The sequence below is a fragment of the Mycobacterium bohemicum DSM 44277 genome (assembly GCF_001053185.1).
Lineage (GTDB): Bacteria > Actinomycetota > Actinomycetes > Mycobacteriales > Mycobacteriaceae > Mycobacterium > Mycobacterium bohemicum.
The window spans coordinates 976,111-992,535 of record NZ_CSTD01000001.1 but is presented as its reverse complement, the minus strand read 5'-3'; the positions used below and the strand labels follow the sequence as shown (position 1 = coordinate 992,535).

The 16,425-nt window shown below is 63.9% G+C and carries 18 protein-coding genes; 13 read left to right on the top strand and 5 right to left on the bottom strand.

Going from position 1 to position 16,425, the window contains the following annotated elements; translation table 11 throughout:
* The first annotated feature begins 256 nt into the window (after positions 1–256).
* The 6 genes from BN971_RS04840 to BN971_RS04815 all read left to right on the top strand — a co-directional run bounded on the left by BN971_RS04840 (position 257) and on the right by BN971_RS04815 (position 6,536).
* Positions 257–649, top strand: a complete 393-nt coding sequence (locus BN971_RS04840; RefSeq protein ID WP_085181552.1) for a hypothetical protein — start codon at positions 257–259, stop codon at positions 647–649.
* Between the two features lie 350 nt (positions 650–999).
* Positions 1,000–2,478, top strand: a complete 1,479-nt coding sequence (locus tag BN971_RS04830; RefSeq protein WP_085181554.1) for a glycoside hydrolase family 130 protein — start codon at positions 1,000–1,002, stop codon at positions 2,476–2,478.
* A gap of 199 nt (positions 2,479–2,677) precedes the next feature.
* Entirely contained in the window at positions 2,678–2,839 is a 162-nt protein-coding gene (locus tag BN971_RS25585) for a DUF6307 family protein (RefSeq protein WP_428978045.1), read from the top strand.
* Between the two features lie 569 nt (positions 2,840–3,408).
* Positions 3,409–4,095 carry a GAF and ANTAR domain-containing protein gene (locus tag BN971_RS04825; protein WP_085181698.1) on the top strand — a complete coding sequence of 229 codons (687 nt, stop codon included), beginning with the start codon at positions 3,409–3,411 and terminating at the stop codon, positions 4,093–4,095.
* A gap of 735 nt (positions 4,096–4,830) precedes the next feature.
* Positions 4,831–5,010: a DUF6131 family protein gene (locus BN971_RS04820; protein WP_085181555.1), complete on the top strand. Its 180-nt coding sequence runs from the start codon at positions 4,831–4,833 to the stop codon at positions 5,008–5,010.
* A gap of 164 nt (positions 5,011–5,174) precedes the next feature.
* On the top strand, positions 5,175–6,536 hold the full coding sequence (locus BN971_RS04815; protein WP_085181556.1) for a fatty acid desaturase family protein: 1,362 nt from the start codon (positions 5,175–5,177) through the stop codon (positions 6,534–6,536).
* A 106-nt stretch (positions 6,537–6,642) separates the two neighbouring features.
* On the opposite strand, the gene BN971_RS04810 is transcribed toward BN971_RS04815, so the two are convergent.
* On the bottom strand, positions 6,643–6,936 hold the full coding sequence (locus tag BN971_RS04810; protein ID WP_139027041.1) for a hypothetical protein: 294 nt from the start codon (positions 6,934–6,936) through the stop codon (positions 6,643–6,645).
* 4 nt (positions 6,937–6,940) lie between these two features.
* Complete coding sequence (locus tag BN971_RS04805) at positions 6,941–7,309, bottom strand: STAS domain-containing protein (protein WP_139027040.1); 369 nt, start codon at positions 7,307–7,309, stop codon at positions 6,941–6,943.
* Between the two features lie 418 nt (positions 7,310–7,727).
* On the opposite strand from BN971_RS04805, the gene BN971_RS04800 reads away from it, so the two are divergent.
* The 4 genes from BN971_RS04800 to BN971_RS25580 all read left to right on the top strand — a co-directional run bounded on the left by BN971_RS04800 (position 7,728) and on the right by BN971_RS25580 (position 11,771).
* Positions 7,728–8,555, top strand: coding sequence for a GAF and ANTAR domain-containing protein (locus BN971_RS04800; protein ID WP_085181699.1), 828 nt, complete (start codon positions 7,728–7,730; stop codon positions 8,553–8,555).
* 360 nt (positions 8,556–8,915) lie between these two features.
* On the top strand, positions 8,916–10,016 hold the full coding sequence (locus BN971_RS04795) for a glycosyltransferase (protein ID WP_085181559.1): 1,101 nt from the start codon (positions 8,916–8,918) through the stop codon (positions 10,014–10,016).
* On the top strand, positions 10,013–11,035 hold the full coding sequence (locus BN971_RS04790) for a glycosyltransferase (protein WP_085181560.1): 1,023 nt from the start codon (positions 10,013–10,015) through the stop codon (positions 11,033–11,035). Before BN971_RS04795 ends, BN971_RS04790 begins: the two co-directional genes overlap by 4 nt.
* Positions 11,036–11,396: 361 nt before the next feature.
* The gene (locus tag BN971_RS25580; RefSeq protein ID WP_245836834.1) at positions 11,397–11,771 is read left to right on the top strand and encodes a hypothetical protein; all 375 of its coding nucleotides are present in this window, start codon (positions 11,397–11,399) and stop codon (positions 11,769–11,771) included.
* Between the two features lie 481 nt (positions 11,772–12,252).
* Here BN971_RS25580 and BN971_RS04780 read toward each other — a convergent pair whose 3' ends face one another.
* A complete protein-coding gene (locus tag BN971_RS04780) occupies positions 12,253–12,696 on the bottom strand; it encodes a hypothetical protein (protein ID WP_085181701.1) in 444 nt (147 codons plus the stop codon).
* 160 nt (positions 12,697–12,856) lie between these two features.
* Between BN971_RS04780 and BN971_RS04775 the strand changes: the two genes are divergently transcribed.
* The gene (locus BN971_RS04775; RefSeq protein WP_085181561.1) at positions 12,857–13,603 is read left to right on the top strand and encodes a TetR/AcrR family transcriptional regulator C-terminal domain-containing protein; all 747 of its coding nucleotides are present in this window, start codon (positions 12,857–12,859) and stop codon (positions 13,601–13,603) included.
* 587 nt (positions 13,604–14,190) lie between these two features.
* On the opposite strand, the gene BN971_RS04770 is transcribed toward BN971_RS04775, so the two are convergent.
* Both BN971_RS04770 and BN971_RS24920 read right to left on the bottom strand, forming a co-directional pair.
* Positions 14,191–14,514, bottom strand: coding sequence for a hypothetical protein (locus BN971_RS04770; RefSeq protein ID WP_085181562.1), 324 nt, complete (start codon positions 14,512–14,514; stop codon positions 14,191–14,193).
* A 79-nt stretch (positions 14,515–14,593) separates the two neighbouring features.
* Positions 14,594–14,734, bottom strand: a complete 141-nt coding sequence (locus tag BN971_RS24920; RefSeq protein WP_169718610.1) for a hypothetical protein — start codon at positions 14,732–14,734, stop codon at positions 14,594–14,596.
* A gap of 238 nt (positions 14,735–14,972) precedes the next feature.
* On the opposite strand from BN971_RS24920, the gene BN971_RS04765 reads away from it, so the two are divergent.
* Together BN971_RS04765 and BN971_RS04760 are read left to right on the top strand one after the other, a co-directional pair.
* A complete protein-coding gene (locus tag BN971_RS04765; protein WP_090350017.1) occupies positions 14,973–16,148 on the top strand; it encodes a glycosyltransferase in 1,176 nt (391 codons plus the stop codon).
* A gap of 37 nt (positions 16,149–16,185) precedes the next feature.
* On the top strand, positions 16,186–16,380 hold the full coding sequence (locus BN971_RS04760) for a hypothetical protein (RefSeq protein ID WP_085181564.1): 195 nt from the start codon (positions 16,186–16,188) through the stop codon (positions 16,378–16,380).
* The last annotated feature ends 45 nt before the right edge of the window (positions 16,381–16,425 follow it).

Genomic DNA, 16,425 nt, shown 5'->3' with positions numbered 1-16,425 from the left:
TCTCCACTTAGGGCAGTAGCTGGCGCGATTGAGCCAGCGAGGGGATCATTCGCTTTTGCAGCCACCCACGCGAGTCGGACACCGTGTCGGGACCGCTTTGGGACCACACGTTATGCGCGCCAGTGAGAAAGGACGAGTTGCGGTAGCGGCCGTCTGGGTGCGAATCGCAGGCGCCGCCTTTGCACAACGACGGAGGGGACCGGGACGAACGTGACACGATTGAGATCGTGGGCAACCGGCCGGCGAAGGAGCGGGAATGACGAAAGACAAAGCAGACGAATTTGAGCGGGAACTTTTGCAACCGCTCGCAGAGGCCCTCCGCGCCCGGCTTCAGGATGCAGGCGAGGTTCACGTCTACAACGAGCCCCGCCTGATTTCTGGAGAGCGGGTCGAGTACGCCACTTGGCTCGAAGTCGCGCTTCAGGGCGCGCGAACCGAAGTCATCTTTCGGCCCCTGAGCCGCGAAGATTTTTCCGCAGTCTGGCAATGGGGAAAGAGCGGCCGATTCATCTTCCCGATTCCACAAGGCGGTGATCATGCCGGCGACACCGCCCGAACGTCGATCGACGCGGTTGCCGAACGCATCTGCCAGACCGCCAGCATGTGGCATGAAGAACCGCCCGAATCGTTTGGCTGGTCAGTTACCTGAAGCCCGAACACCGAGTCAGAAGCAGCTGCGAGGTGTAGCGTGAGCGATGCTGAGAATTCCAGCCAGTCCGGAATGAGGCCAGCCGCCCAGCCGCTGCTGCCTCACTGAGCAGTCGCTCGCGCCGAACACACTCCTGACGGCGCCGACCCGATTCCGCTTGCGGGCGTCATGGCCGCCGCGGACCTGCGCATGGGCGATAAGGACGGGAGCATGCCGATGTGGGACCCGGATACGGGTGGTGGATATGACGGACTGGGTGCCTACGCGGTCAACAGAAACCGGTGGGCGGAGTCGACCTTGGCGGTGATCCCGACGTTGCAGCACGCGCAACGTTCATCGACTGTGCCGCAATGAATTCGGTTCGTGCCGGGCTGGCCAGGCGCAGCCCGCAGCTGCTCATGGCCGACCGATCCAGGGTCATCACGCGCCTGTTCGTGCCCGGACAGGAGGGTTTCGAGGAACAGGAGTCCCGCGTGGATGCAGTGCTGGGTCGCATCCTGGCCCTCGACGAGGACGAGGTGCGGGCGTCGCTGGATGACGTCGTCACCCGCTTCGACTGGCGTCACCGCGATCTGGTCGGCACACTTCGCCGGCACGCCCATGAAGTCGCCGATCGCCTCGATCCCACCGGCGATCTTTCCGAGGCGCGAATGCTGTTGTTAGGCGCGGTTTTCACCAGCGAATATGCGATTGAGGGCGCAGCGTTGTGCAACCCCAGCATGGTGGCGCACCCGGACCAGTCGGGAACCGCTGCCGGCAGCCTGCGATTCGTCATGAGCGTGCGGGGGATCGGGGAGGGGCACCGGTCGTCTATCGGGTTCCGGACCGGCGTCGTCGACGGTGCCGGTGACGTCAGGATCGACGATGCGGTTGCACTCGCCAGCGTTGGGACCCTCGTGCCGACGCTTCTGGACGGTGCGGTGATACGCAGTGAGCTGGGCCGGCTGCACGGTACCGGCGAGGCCGCGGACTACGTCCTCGGTCCGCTCGGCGACCAGTTCACCAGAGCCGACCTCGGCCAACAACTCGACAGACTTGAGAAGCACCGGAGGACTCGTGGCCATGCGGCCGAGACAATTTCGCTGATTCGGGCCATTGCCGAACGGACCTACGGCGTCGAATTCGCCGATGAAGTACCGCTTTCCGAGCGTGTCTTGTGGCCCGCGACGAGCGCGGAGGGCGCCGGCATGGAGGACGCACGGTTCGTCCGTTTCGTCGACGACGACGGCACGGTCACGTACTATGCCAGCTACACCGCCTACAGCGGATCCCACATCAGCCAGCAGCTTTTAGCGACAGAAGATTTCTGTGCGTTCATCTCCACGCCGATGGTGGGCCGCGCCGCTGCCAATAAGGGGCTGGCACTATTTCCGCGGCGGATTCGTGGACGCTTCGCAGCCATGTCCAGATCAGACCGCGAGTCGAATTCGGTTGCTTATTCGGATCATCCGTTCGAGTGGACGGACTCGGTTTCCTGCCAGCGACCGGCTCGGGCGTGGGAGGCGTTGCAACTGGGGAACTGTGGTCCGCCCATCGAGACCGAGGCGGGTTGGCTGGTCCTTACCCACGGCGTCGGTCCGATGCGCACATACCGCATCGGGGCGATGTTGCTCGACCTCGAAGATCCGACACAGATTCTCAAACAGCTGCGCGAACCGCTGCTGAGTCCAGCTGCCGATGAGCAGGACGGTTACGTCCCAAATGTCCTTTACTCGTGCGGCGGACTGGTGCATGCGCGAACGCTGGTGTTGCCGTACGGCATCGGGGACAGCGCGATCGGTGCCGTGATGGTGCCGCTGGATGACCTACTTACTGCCCTGGATGCCTGACGGTCACTTGCAGCGAGGGATGCCCCCTACGCGCTTCCAGACCTTCGATCGACCAAATGGTGTCGATCCGCTGAGTTCCGCTGGAACGTAACGGACTACAGCCATGTCCGTACTCGCCCCCCACGACGAGAAGTAGCGTAACGTCGTAAGCAGCGGGCAGCTCGGGTACGAGCGAACATGCTCGACTGAAAAGGAAAACATGATGGCGTCGCCAACTAGCATCCAATCGCCCTACGACCGACGTCTCGAACTGGTCAAGGACACCATCACGTCGCATTCGAAGCTTGGAGACAAAGCGGCAACCGAATTGGCGGAACATGTCCTGCACGCACTCAATTCGATTCCCGAAAGGATCCGCTAAGGTACGGGGTCCGCGGTTGTCCAGGTCGAGCATCTTTGTCCGGCGACGGCGTTCGGGCGCTGCCTGCTTACTCGGAGAATGTCGCTCCCATCGCCTTGACGCGGCCTTGCAACGCTGCCCAGTTCGTATTGCCCAGTGCTCCTAGGGGATGTCGGGCCTGTTGCCTTAACGACACTCGCCGGGCGCACAACTCCAGGATGGCAGCGCGCCCGCCCAGTCGCCACGGTATGCATCATGGCACCGCTAGCCACGGTAGTCGCGCCATCAGTTGTTGAAATGTTGCGAACGCATCCGCGTCAGCGCCGCGCATTAGTCCCGATCGGCTCATCTTGGCGAAAAATATGGGGTCGACACGGCCCCGTACACATCAGAAATCGATTTTTGGGGCGATTCGACGTGCGACGCGTTGGGTCACAACAGGAGAGCGGCGAGCAGGGCAACTGGGCGTGCGCTCGTCAAATCCCCCAAAATTAGTCAGAGGTACGAAAGATGACATTGTCGCGTAGACTCTCGGGCACTTCCGCAGCTGCCCAATCGTCATTCGAGTAGATGTGGTGATCAACGAGCTGATGGCCACCGTCGATGGGTGGCGAGGAGTGCAGGCCGCCGACCGTTTGTGCGAGGCTTGCGTGATTCTCCTCGACGTTGACGCAGCGGCAATTTCGCTCGTGTTCGACGGCGCGAACAGCGGAACCCTGGGATCCAGCGGCGAGCCCGCGCGCAGGTACGACGATCTGCAGTTCACGTTCGGCGAAGGACCTTGCCTGGATGCTGTCACGGGGCGGACCCCGATTCTGGTCGTAGACCTCGCCGATCCCGATGAGGCTCGGTGGCCCGCGTATGGGCCCGCGATGCTGGACTACGAGATCAGATTCGTCTACGCGATACCCATCGTAGTAGCCGGCGAATTCGTAGGCGCCCTCGACCTTTTCCGCGCGCGGCCAGGCCAACTGCCGCGCCAGGACTTGAGCGGTGCCGTCGCCGCCGCGGAGCTCGCCGGCATCCCGGTCCTCGATCTTTTGGACGCCGATCTGCAGGCCTCCGTCACCGACCCCGATAGCAATGCCTGGGCAGATCTCAACGCGCTAAGTCGCGCGGAGGTGAGCCAGGCCACTGGGATGCTCGTCGCCCAGTTGGAGGTTGAGCCGGCCGAGGCCCTGGTCCGGCTGCGGGCTCATGCGTACGCGAGCGGCCGCGGCGTCACCGACGTTGCCCGCGACATCCTCGATCACCGGCTTCACCTCGACGCCGACTGATGGGCATCGGATAGGTCTTGCGGTCGGCCCCACTTCGCTCGGCCGCGTCCCGGCGGTCTGTGCGGGTCACCCCGACGCTCAGCTAGAACGTAATGCGGTGAAAAGTGAGAACATCGGGTAGTTGCCGCCACGGGTAATCGGGGGTATCGAGCCAACGACAGGGGCTTCGCCGACGCGGATGAGAAGTTGCGGTATGGCTTCCGGTCGGGTCAAGGCGCCGATGAGGTGACGACCCGATCACGTTTGGCGCTGCCGGTTTACCCCGTCGTTCCTCAGGCGCCGACGTTGCTTCCGACGTGTCCTCACCGCACTCGGCGGGAAACTGGCCGGGGGGTCCCGAAAGGGGTAGCGTCGTAGTTGCTGAGTCCTTCAGCCAGTGCGGAGAAAGTTTGGCTGCCCGCCGCTGAACTTGATGAGCGTTCGCTCGCGCCGCACATTCGGATGTCCAACCCGTTGCGGTGAAGAAAGCATGCAGATTTCGCTCATTCCCTCGTTGCTCACAGTTCGGACCGCGACCCCCGAGTCCCCCCGTGCTGCCGGTTTGTTCGACGACTCGACTGGCGACGGGGCGACAACCGTGTCTCTGATGCCAGGAACGCCCGCCGCGTTCCGAAGGACGCGCCGATCAGGCAGGGGCCACGCCAAAAAAGTTGGGGGTTGGGATAATTGACGCTCTCAAAGACTAGCTCGAGCAATCCCCTTCCCAAACATCAACACAGAAACTAGGTAGACGTCATGATCGTCCTCGGAATCGTTCTCATTGTCCTCGGCCTCCTACTCCCCAGCCTCGTCCCGACCTTCGCGTTCGCCCATGTTGTCTTGGTCATCGGGGTAATCCTCCTCGTCGTCGGACTGTTGCTGGCGGTGATGGGACGGATGGGACACGCTGTCGGCGGCCGCCGCCACTACTACTGACCGGCCGAGTTACTCAGCGGCTGCCCGGCTCGGCCGGCGGCCGGGACTCCCAGCGGTGTCACGCGCCGCCACTTACCGCCCTGAGGCAGCGACCTCCCGGCGACGAACGCAACGAACAGTGAGAGCGCGCAGACCAATTCGATCCGCCCAAAAGGGGCCAAACGATGGCGATTACTGACATTCCGGCCTTCGCTCACTTGACCGGCGCCGACATTGAGAACCTGGCCGTTGAGCTGGACGCGATCCGGCTGGACATCGAGGATTCCCGTGGCGAGCGCGATGCGCATTACATCCGCTGCACCATCGCCGCGCAACGCGCCCTCGACGTGGCCGGCCGGCTGATGCTGGCCGGTAGCTCGAAGCGCTCGGCATGGTGGGCGGGAACGATCACCGTCGCCCTGGCCAAGATCATCGAGAACATGGAGATCGGCCACAATGTCATGCACGGCCAATGGAACTGGATGAATGATCCCGAGATCCACTCCTCGACATGGGAGTGGGACATGAGTGGGGCGTCAAAACACTGGCGGTTCACCCACAACTTCCAGCACCACAAGTACACCAACATCCTCGGCATGGACGACGACGTGGGCTACAGCATCCTGCGAGTCACCCGCGACCAGCCCTGGCAGGCCTACAACATCGCCAACCTGCTGTACAACACCATCCTCGCGCTTGGGTTCGAGTGGGGAATTGGCTTGCAGCCCATAGAGTTCACCAAGATCCTCAAGCCCGGACCGGATCGCGAAACCACCATTCTGCAGATGCGCGAATTCGCGACCAAGGCCGCAAGGCAGGGAATCAAGGACTACGTCGCATTTCCGGCGCTCACCTCGCTGTCGCGATCGGCGACCTACAGGTCGACGCTGAAGGCCAACATAGTGGCCAACGTTATCCGCAACGTCTGGGCCGACGCGGTGATCTTCTGCGGACACTTCCCCGATGGCGCAGAGAAGTTCACCAAAACCGACATGATCGGCGAGACCCAGGGGCAGTGGTATCTACGACAGATGCTGGGCAGCGCCAACTTTCACGCCGGGCCGGCGATGCGGTTCATGAGCGGCAACCTGTGCCACCAAATTGAGCATCACCTTTACCCCGATCTGCCCAGCAACCGGCTGCGCCAGATCTCGGTGCGGGTCAGGCAGATCTGCGACAAGTACGACCTCCCATACACCACGGGTTCGTTCCTGATTCAGTACGGCAAAGCGTGGCGCACTATCGCCAAACTGTCGCTGCCGAACCGCTACTTGCGCGACACCGCCGACGACGCTCCGGAAACCCGCAGCGAGCGGATGTTCACCAAACTGGAGTCCGGGTTGGCCACCACCGACGTGGTGACAGGACCCCGCCGCGGGCTCAAGACAGCCATCGCCGTCCGCCAATGGCGTCGCGACCCGCGCGTCGGCGAAGCCACAGACCAGGGTGGCTTCGATCAGGCCCTCAAACCCAATGACTACTGGCGGGTAACCGACGGTACCGTAGGTTGTGCTGGTGTCGACTCGAATCCAGAGAGCGATCCTTAATGACACTTAATGACGTCGTGCCAACATGCCAGAACACCAATGCATGTCGCGCCGGGTGGGTGCTTTCGGCGGGTCGGTGATCCGCTCAGCGCGACGATGTGGTCGCTCAGGAAAACCGGTGGGCTTCCGCGCCGAGCTCACGCAGGACTCCGGCCGCGCCCTGGTCCCTTGTGACGTCAAACACGTTGGCCGACATCATCATCGTCGGTACAAGTATGAGCGGCGGCCGTGACGGATCATTCGCGCCGTCGGGGAAGTACCGGCGTAGCCGGTACATGTCGCACTGCTCCACGATCTGAAACGGCGACGGACGGGATCCGGTCTGAAGGCCGCCGAATCGCATCACCTCGACACCGTTCTGCATGGTGGCGATCACCCGGTTCGCGGGACCGGTAATCAAGTCGCTACCCCATGTCACCGATACCACAAGGTTTTTCGGGTTGGCCCGCCTCGGAGGCCGAACTCTTCAGGCTGACCAGTGCCGCACTGACGGTATCGACGGCCGGCAGCAGGCCATCCGGGTCGCCGATTCTCAGCAGTAGCGATACCGCATCGCCGGGTACCAACGCCCAGGCTATTCCCGCGTGAGCGCACCTCACGGAGATCTTGCACAGCGCTGAGAAGCCTGCCGCACCAAAGAATTGCAGGCAGGCCAGATCAAGCACCAGCCCGCGGCAACGCGCCAGGCTAGCGAGTGAATACGCGGTGAGAATGGATGCATTCGTCGTGTCGATTTCGCCACGGGCGCTGACGATGGCCACCGATGACTGCATCCAGTGAGTGTCCAATCGCGCCAAGTCGCGGTTCGGCTTCGAGAGAGGCATGGAGAAAGTGGTCTCGGCGTGCAGGGGCGAAGAGCACAATAGTGTTTCGGTCATGGTGATCCAGTCGTGCGGACGGTCACCGGTGTGTCGGGCTCGGAGCTGACGCGCTCCTGGGGTTCAGCAGCGTACGGCGAAAACCCGTCCCGGACTAGCTGAGGTTCTCAGCAGCCATGACACTACACGCGTCGGAGGTCCGGTACACGTATTCGCCTGCATGCCCGAGGCAGAAGTGGCCGGCGAACGTCGCCTTGGACCAGCCGGCCCACGTTCGCCCTAGGATGGAGTCATCTCGTGGCGGATGCGCCCGGGTGTGGGGCTGGTCGCCGGTCTGGCGGATTCCAGCAGGATTATGAAGCAGGTACCGGCGATGGTGGAGTTCACCGAAAACACTGATGGGCCCCCGCTGGGGTCGCGGACATTGGAGCGGCACAGTGCCGATGACGCCGATCTGCGGGCGGCGATCGGCGATCTCGCGGGGCTGGTCGCCGATCATCGGCGCTTGCCCGAGTTGCTCGCGGAGGTAGCGACGTTCGCCGTCCACGCGATACCGGGAGCCGACGGCGCCGGGGTGACGTTGCTGAACGTCGATCGGGCGGACAACATGGTCGCCGCGTTGGCGGCCAGTGCTCCCTTTGTCACCGAGATCGACAAAATCCAGTATGTGACCCTCAATGAGGGCCCCTGCATCACCGCGGCGCTGGAACGTCGCACGGTGCGCTCAGGGTCGTTGGGTGGGGAGAAGATGTGGCCGCGGTTCGGCCCGCGGGTGGGCCGGTTAGGAGTGCACAGTGCACTGTCGCTGCCGCTGTTGCTGCCTGATCGGGTTGTTGGGGCGATCAATGTATATGCCTACGGCAAGGACGTTTTCGACGAGCACGCCGCCGAATTCGGGGAGTTGTTCGCCAAACCAGCGGCTGTTGCCGTGCACAACGCGCAGATCCTCGCGGACGCGCTGGCTCTGACTGTCCAGTTGCAGACGGCGTTGTCCGTGCGCCCCGTGATCGATCAAGCGATTGGCCTCATCCGCGGACGTACCGGGCGCAGCGCCGAGGAGGCTTTGACCCAGCTGCGGGCGATGAGCCAAGCTGAGCACCGCAGGTTGGCCGAGGTGGCCCAAAACTTGCTCGATGAAGCGGTGCGCCGCGTCCGCGCCCGCGCCCGAACTGGGCCGGAAAGCCCGGCCGGCGTACCGTAGCCGTCAGGAAGCGGTCACGAGACCGGTCCCGGCCAGGGGGGCACGCCCGAGCGAGCCGGGCGGCGCCTCACGGTTGAGGGTGCCCTCGCCGATATCAGCCTGCACGGTCCTGGTGCTTATCCTGGCGAGGTTCAAAGCGCCGTCGCCGGTCTGCGGGTGTATCGTGTGTCAGGTTGGTAACCCAGCCAGTCCGGGTTGAGGTCGGCCGTCCGCCGCTGATCTCGCGGAGCAACAGCTCGCGCCGGACACGTCGGTGACAACCGTCCATCGGGATCGATCACCTTGAGCGCTGCATCCACCCTTGAAACATCGCATGGCCGCGTTGTTCGACACGGCCGCTGCGGCTCCACGAGCTTCGCCATGCTCAGTACGTACCCGCCGACTCCGTGTGGACTCGCGACGTTCAGTGCGGCATTGTCGAAAGCGCTGTGCGCAAATGGTTCTGACGTCAGAGTCGTTCGCGTTGGCGACGAATCGTCATCGGCGGCCGCTGGGGTGATCGGGGAGCTGGTCAACGGTTCCGCGACATCCGTGGCCACAACCTCCGAATTGCTGAACGAGAGCGACATCGCGATCGTGCAGCACGAGTACGGCATTTACGGTGGCGTCGACGGAGACGAAGTGGTGGACATCATCGGCGGGTTGCACATCCCGTCCATCGTGGTAGCCCACACGGTCCTCAGGGACCCGACCCCGCATCAGCGGTCGGTGCTCGAGACGATCGTCGCGCTCGCGGATCGAGTGGTTGTGATGTCGGAGGCGGCCAGGCAGCGCCTATGCCTCGGCTTCGACGTCGATCGCCGAAAAGTCACCATGATCGCGCACGGTGCGACCGTCCCGAGAACCACGCCGGTAATTCGTTCGGGCAGGCCGACTCTGTTGACCTGGGGTCTGCTGGGGCCGGGGAAAGGCATCGAGCGGGTCATCGAGGCGATGGGATCGCTGCGTGAGCTCCGGGGCCGGCCACGTTACCTGATTGCAGGCCGCACGCACCCAAAGGTCTTGGCCGCCGACGGCGAGGCCTATCGCGACGCGCGCGCTGAGCAGGCGCGGCGCATCGGTGTGGCGGACTCGGTGAGCTTCGACGCCGGCTACCGCGATGTGTCGTCACTGTCTGCGATGGTTCGGTCCTCGGCCTTGGTTGTCCTGCCCTACGATTCGACGGATCAGGTCACTTCCGGTGTTCTGGTCGACGCAGTCGCGAGTGGGCGGCCAGTCGTCGCCACCGCCTTCCCTCACGCCGTCGAACTGCTTGGTAGTGGGGCGGGCATCGTCGTAGCTCACGACGATCCCGATGCGCTGGCCTCCGCCCTGCGCCGATTGCTGACCGATCCACGGCTTTCCGACTCCATGGCCGCGGAGGCACGCCGGTTGGCGCCCGCGATGGCGTGGCCGGTCGTTGCCAACTCCTATCTTGTTTTGGCACAACAGATTCTAGCTAATCGTCGGGAACTGGTATGACCGCCACAATGCCGGAACCGAGATTCGACCACCTGCTGCGGTTGACAAACCGTCGCGGCACTTTCGAGCATGCCCGTTTCGCCGAACCCCGACCCGAGCACGGTTACTGCACCGACGACATGGCCCGGGTACTCGTCGTCACGAGCCGAGAGCCCAACTCTGGCGGGGAGGTCAACGGCCTCACGCGCGTGGCCCTGCAGTTCCTCAACGATGCGCAATCGCATGCCGGCCCCTGCCGAAACCGTATGAACAGCAACGGCCGTTGGGAGGATGAGCCCTCGCTGGAGGACTGCTGGGGGCGCTGCATCTGGGGGCTGGGAACTGCGGCCGCGCATAGCGACGTCAGTCTGGTTCGCCGGTTGGCCGTTGTTCAGTTCGAACGCGCCGTGCAGGTCCGATCGCCGTGGCCTCGGGCGATGTCGTTCGCGGCGTTGGGTGCCGCGGAACTTCTGTCCGTCGATCCTGGCCAGCGGGCCGCACGCAAACTCCTCACCCACTACGCCGACACCGTGGCCAAACCGAACGGCGACGCTGTCTGGCCATGGCCTGAGCCGCGACTGACGTACGCGAATGCGGTTCTTGCCGAGGCGATGATCGCAGGGGGCGTTGCGCTCGACGAGTCGACACTGCGGCAGCAAGGCTTGGATCTGTTGGGTTGGCTGGTCGAACTCGAAACGGCAGAGGGTCACCTCTCGCCCACTCCCGCGGCGGGCAGGGGGCCGGACGACCTTCGGCCCGCATTCGATCAGCAGCCGATCGAGGTGTCGACCCTCGCCGACGCGTGCGCGCGTGCCGCTGCCACTGACACGAGTTCGATCTGGCCGGACGGGGTCTTGGCCGCTGCGGCCTGGTTCATGGGGGTCAACGACGCCCAACAGCCCATGTGGGACCCCGAGACCGGCGGCGGATTCGACGGTCTGCGCGCCGATGGCGTGAACCACAACCAGGGCGCGGAGTCGACACTGGCGGTGCTCTCGACGATGCAACACGCTCGGCGCTTCTCGACTGTGCGGCTATGATTTCCGCGAACGCTGGGCTGGTCACTGTGCCCCCCGACTGGGGGCCAACCCGTCGCGCGGGTCACCATGTGACTCTTTGTGACTCCGAGATCCCCACAGCTCTGAACTGCTGCGAACAGACTGCCAGCGGAACTCCGTGCCAACGCTGTAGGTCAACATTGTTGACATCCGTACCTTGAATGATGTTCAATGAGGCCAACCGGAACCACCCATCGCCGGAGTTCGGCTGGAAATGCCGATGGGATCGATGTCATCGCGTGTTCCGGAGAAATCGGATGCCGCCACCGCGTGACGACGGCACACGCGGACAAGTGCCGCGAGTGGCTTTGTACCCACCTTCGCTCTTAGGAGAATGACCACGATGAAATCTGACAGCGAACGACAGGATGCTTTCGGCAACAACGTGCTTCACGTCGGTTCCGGCTTCAAAGAAGAGGAGCACCCGCAGGTATTGGAGGCGCTCTCGACGCTCGGTCCGCACCTGCTGGGACGATGGGATGCGCGGGACATTCATGTGGAAGTGTCGTTGCAGGACCGCGGCGGCAAGCAGCAGCGCGTCACGTTACGCACGAGCCTGCCCGGCCATCCGCCGCTGATAGCGGTTGCTGAGAACCTCGATATCACCCGCGCGATCAGCGAAGCAAAGCGCGAGCTGATCCGCCAGCTCGAACACCAGAAGTCGGCGCGCGACCCCATGAGCAACCGCCGGCGCAATAGCGCGACGATCCGCCGTTAGGGCCGCCGTTGCGGTTCCGCCCTAGTCAATAGACGCACAAAATCAGCAACTCGCCTCTGCAGGCAGAGAGAAACGGTCATGACGCACATCATCCGAGCGCGAGTTACCGGCACCGAGGCCACCGCGGGCACATCAACGACGGCAGCTACCGACAGGCCGTACCTGACCGTCCACGAAGTGCTTCGTGCCGGTATACGCCGCACCGCGCTACGAAAAGAAATCGCTGTGGCACTGTCGAGGTGGGATTCCGATGGGGGAGCAAACGACACGGGAAGTAGCCATCGCGAAGACTGCAGGACTGCTTGGTAGATGTAGTGGAGGGCGGATCACCCTCGGCGGAGCCCTTGGCCCCTTCGAATTTGTGGGCAATCTTCTTATTGATGCTCACTGCTTTGTTCCTACGCCAATTGCAGATTCTCCGTCAGGGGTCAATGCTCGCGCCTGATAATTCCCAATTGAACTGGGCCGCAGCCTAGCGGCGTCAGCCGCCGGCCCGCGGTGCTGTCGGTTGTCGGCGCCACGACCGGCGCCCGAGGAAGGATCCCCTCATCCTCCTCGGTCGGGTCGTGGCCAATTCGGAGTTCACCGTTGAGTCGGTGGCCGCGCCGGCGGGTTGGTTTTGGAAGACACGGTCGCGGTTCACAAACTCCATTTCGCGCTGGGATCGCTGGAGTTCGCGGCGCGCGTCGCGCCCGCGGCCCGCGGTGCGCCGCGCGCCGGCCAGCAACACGCTCATACCCATCATCGCCAGCGCGCCGATCACTATCCCGAAGAGGAACAGGGTGCCAGTCGACCCGGTGACGTGGTAGCCCAACACCGAGAAGTTCTCGTTCAACGGGTGAGTGGCTCCGGCGTTGTTCAGCACGCCAAGGAACCCGACGACCACGGCGAAGAGAAAAACAAGTAATCCAGTGATGACGATCATGTCGAGGCCCCCGATTGCAGTGTTATCAGCCCATTCCACGCCGCGGTGTAGGTTATGTCAACAATGTTGACTTACAATGTAAGCAACTAGCGAGGTCATCGACGTTGAATTAGGGTCGGTAGCCGCTACTTTGATGAGGCGAGAAGGGGAGTCCAAGGAAATGGCGAGACAGTCAAACGGGCGCGCCGCGGGCGCTGACGACGAGGTCCCGTTTGTCACTGGCGGAGACAACCGTCCGCTCAACCGGTCGATCATCCTGCAGGCCGCGCTGAGGATCGTGGACCGCGACGGTGTGGACGGACTATCGATGCGTCGCCTCAGTCAGATGGTGGGCCGAGACCCGGTGATGCTCTACCGGCACGTCCCCAACAAAGCCGCAGTGCTCGACGGTATCGCCGAGACCGTACTCGCGAAGCTGTCCGTGGACAGTACCGACCCGGACTGGTCGGGCCAATTGCGCGCGGTCGCACGCAACTTTCGCCAATTGGCTCTGGCGCATCCGAACACGGTTCCGCTGCTGGTAACTCGACCGTTGGCCACTCCGCTCGGTCAGCGGCCACCGGGAATGCTACGACCACTGGAGGACGTCCTCGCACTGCTCACCTCGGCCGGCTTCACCGGCGAGGATGCCCTGCACATCTACCGTGTGCTGTTCGGCTATCTGTACGGCCACGTCCTCAACGAGTTGCAGGAAGTTATCGAGCGACCCGAGGAAACCGACCATGTGCTCCGGCTCGGTCTTCACCGACTCGCGATAACCGACTTTCCTCGACTGCGTGCCCTGGCGCCAGCCTTGGCCTCATACGACGGCGCTGCGGAACTGGACCGCTTTCTCGACCTGTTGCTGCCCGGGGTGACCGCAACCCTCACCGCCCGCGACGAACACCCTCACAGCGTCACCGATTGATTCCGGCCCGCCACCACACCCTCTGGGTCCATCGGGGCGACGCCTGCCCGGGGCCGCGTCGCCGGACCTAACGTTGCGCGACGCCAACGTCAGGGCAACCAGACCGTCGACGAGGAAATCGAACCTGCACGCTCCAGAGAACCGATTCCCGCACCTGGGCGTCAAGTGGTCCAGGTTCAAATCCTGTCAGCCCGATCAGAGCTCCCGCAGGTAGACGGCCCGCTCGGCGCCGCGTCGGGCTACCGGTGGTGTGGTGGTGCCTCATCGCGCAACCGGGCTTCGTCCAGCGCGCTGCGTATGAGCTCTTCATCGGCGAACCGTTCGAGTTCAGCCGGCGTGATCGGGATACTCGATGGACGTTCCGGAACAGTGGATGGTCGAGGTGGCGGTTCGGTGGCCATGAAGCGATTGTCTCAGTATTCCCGGAAGCAATCGTCGAACTGGTCCTCGTCGCCGCGGTCCTCTTGAACACCCGCTCCGCATGCTGCCTACTCGTAGTCGCTGCGTCAGCCTCGGTCCGGCACGCGGAGTTGCCGGCGCGGGACCCCGCTGGGATCACACGCTTGGCAATAGCGCCGTCGATGCCGTCAGGCCGCGACCGCCGCGAACTTGCGCCACTCGGTGCCCAGATAAGCGGCGATACCAAGGGCAATGCCCCCACCGACGACGCTCTTGATGACGTCCGGCCCCGTCGACGGAAACGTCCCGATGCGAACGAGATGCACCCGCCCGACGACTTCGAGCAGGGTGAACACAATGCCCAGGAGTAGACCGGTTTTCCGCTTCGACAGGACCGATATGCCGGCGGCTACGTAGCAGGCGCCGACCAGAACGGTCCGGAAAGATGGCTTCAGGGGCTTCGACAGTAATCCCAGCCAGTTTCCCGTGATCCCGACCCAGATCTCCGACACTCCCGCGAAGACGCAATAAGCTCCCGCCAGCGCTGGTCCTGCCCGGCGACCGGATCTCACGAACGAAACCCCTTGCGCCTCAGCGCTTCTTGCTGTGCAGCACGGCCTCGGTGGACGACACGGCGTCGCGGGCCGCCTTGTCGCGCTTGTCGGCGCGTTTGTCCTTCAACGATTTCCCGGACTTCTTGCTCATCGTGTTTCGAGGTGACTTATCGGACATCGCTGGCCCCTTCGTCGTGGGGGCCTGGGCGGTCCCGATTGACCGATCCTACCCCCAGCGGTCAATAAGGGATCGCTTGACGCGGGCGCCAACGCATGGCACCGGCGTCACGAATCGACCGTGCGTGTATCGTCGACAATGATACAAAGCCCAGCTAAACCGGGATGAGTCAGCCGTTTGCCGCTGGCCACACCGAGCAACCGCTCACGCCGGCACGCAGGTGACAACCGCAGTTGGGATCACCTTGACCGCAATATCGTTCCTACCGTCGACAATCCCCCTAGCCGATCAAGGATTTTCGGACCCGCCGAGCTTCGGCATCCTCAGTACCTATCCACCGACGGCCTGCGGGCTGGCCGCGTTCAGCGCAGCGCTGGCCAACGAGTTGACCGCCCAGGGCGTCGACGTCAGCGTCGTACGCGTGTCCGACGGGCCGCCGTCCGCGAGCCACCGGGTCATCGGCGAACTGGTCAACGGCTCGCCGGCATCCATCACCGAATGCGCCGAACTGCTTAACCGGAGCGACGTCGCCGTCATCCAATACCAGGACAACATCTACGGTGGCACCGACGGGAGCGACATCCTGGGTGTCATGGACGAATTGCGCGTCCCGTCAATCGTGGTTCTTCACACCGTGCTGAAAAAGCCGACGCGGCAGCAACGTTCGGTTCTCGAGGCGGTCGCGGCCCGGGCCGATCAGGTGATCGTGATGTCCGAAGGCGCCGGCCGGCGGCTGCGTCGCTTGGACGTGGACCGCCACAAGATCGCCATCATCCCGCATGGCGCGACGATCCCGACGGACTCCTGCATCCGAAGCGGTCGGCCGACCCTGTTGACGTGGGGGCTCCTGCGCCCCGGCAAAGGCGTCGAGCGGGTCATCGAGGCCATGGGCTCGCTGCATGACCTTCCTGGGAGGCCGCGATACCTGGTTGCGGGCCGAACCCACCCGAAAGTGCTTGCGGCAGAGGGCGAGGCGTATCGCGACGCCCGCCTGGAGCAGGTGCGTCGCCGCGGCGTGGCGGATTCGGTCTACTTCGATTCGGGTTATCGCAGCGTGGCGATGATGACGGCGCTGGTTCAGTCCGCGGCCGTCGTCGTCCTGCCCTACGACTCCAAGGACCAGGTCACCTCCGGTGTTCTCGCCGGTGCCCTCGCGAGCGGCCGGCCGGTCGTGGCCACCGCCTTCCCGCACGCCGTCGAGTTGCTGGGCAGCGGGGCCGGCATCGTCGTCCCACACAACGATCCCGATGCGCTTGCATCGGCGCTGTATCGGGTCCTGACGCAACCGCGCCTCGCGGGTGCCATGGCGGCCGAGGCCCGCCGATTGGCGCCCGGGATGGCCTGGCCGGTGATCGCGAACGCCTACCTGAGTCTCGCCCGCCGGGTGATAGCGCAGCGACGGGCACGAGTTTGACCAGGCCGACCCCCGGTCGCCGAGGGAGGTTTCAACCGTGACAGTGATCGTGACGCTTCGAAACGGGGCGACTGTCGACTACCTGCGGTCCGGTGACGCCTACGTCAAGCACCGAAGCGGCGCGCTGGACGTCATCCGCAGCGGCGTCAAAAGGCCGTACAGCTACGCGGCAGGTGAGTGGACCGACGTGCAGGGCGACGAAAAGAAGTCAAAGACCCGTTTCTGGGCTTGATCCACACCCGAAATTTCCTGCGTCGTCTTCACCGGCTGAACTAGC

Excerpts from the sequence above, each read along its gene's own strand:
- BN971_RS04775 (WP_085181561.1), top strand. The coding sequence starts at position 12,857 with ATGGCGAGACAGTCAAACGGGCGCGCCGCGGGCGCTGACGACGAGGTC.
- BN971_RS25580 (WP_245836834.1), top strand. The coding sequence starts at position 11,397 with ATGAAATCTGACAGCGAACGACAGGATGCTTTCGGCAACAACGTGCTT.
- BN971_RS04815 (WP_085181556.1), top strand. The coding sequence starts at position 5,175 with ATGGCGATTACTGACATTCCGGCCTTCGCTCACTTGACCGGCGCCGAC.
- BN971_RS04795 (WP_085181559.1), top strand. The coding sequence starts at position 8,916 with ATGCTCAGTACGTACCCGCCGACTCCGTGTGGACTCGCGACGTTCAGT.
- BN971_RS04805 (WP_139027040.1), bottom strand. The coding sequence starts at position 7,309 with ATGCAGTCATCGGTGGCCATCGTCAGCGCCCGTGGCGAAATCGACACG.
- BN971_RS04780 (WP_085181701.1), bottom strand. The coding sequence starts at position 12,696 with ATGATCGTCATCACTGGATTACTTGTTTTTCTCTTCGCCGTGGTCGTC.
- BN971_RS24920 (WP_169718610.1), bottom strand. The coding sequence starts at position 14,734 with ATGTCCGATAAGTCACCTCGAAACACGATGAGCAAGAAGTCCGGGAAA.
- BN971_RS04830 (WP_085181554.1), top strand. The coding sequence starts at position 1,000 with ATGAATTCGGTTCGTGCCGGGCTGGCCAGGCGCAGCCCGCAGCTGCTC.
- BN971_RS04790 (WP_085181560.1), top strand. The coding sequence starts at position 10,013 with ATGACCGCCACAATGCCGGAACCGAGATTCGACCACCTGCTGCGGTTG.
- BN971_RS25585 (WP_428978045.1), top strand. The coding sequence starts at position 2,678 with ATGATGGCGTCGCCAACTAGCATCCAATCGCCCTACGACCGACGTCTC.
- BN971_RS04825 (WP_085181698.1), top strand. The coding sequence starts at position 3,409 with ATGGCCACCGTCGATGGGTGGCGAGGAGTGCAGGCCGCCGACCGTTTG.
- BN971_RS04800 (WP_085181699.1), top strand. The coding sequence starts at position 7,728 with ATGGTGGAGTTCACCGAAAACACTGATGGGCCCCCGCTGGGGTCGCGG.
- BN971_RS04820 (WP_085181555.1), top strand. The coding sequence starts at position 4,831 with ATGATCGTCCTCGGAATCGTTCTCATTGTCCTCGGCCTCCTACTCCCC.
- BN971_RS04840 (WP_085181552.1), top strand. The coding sequence starts at position 257 with ATGACGAAAGACAAAGCAGACGAATTTGAGCGGGAACTTTTGCAACCG.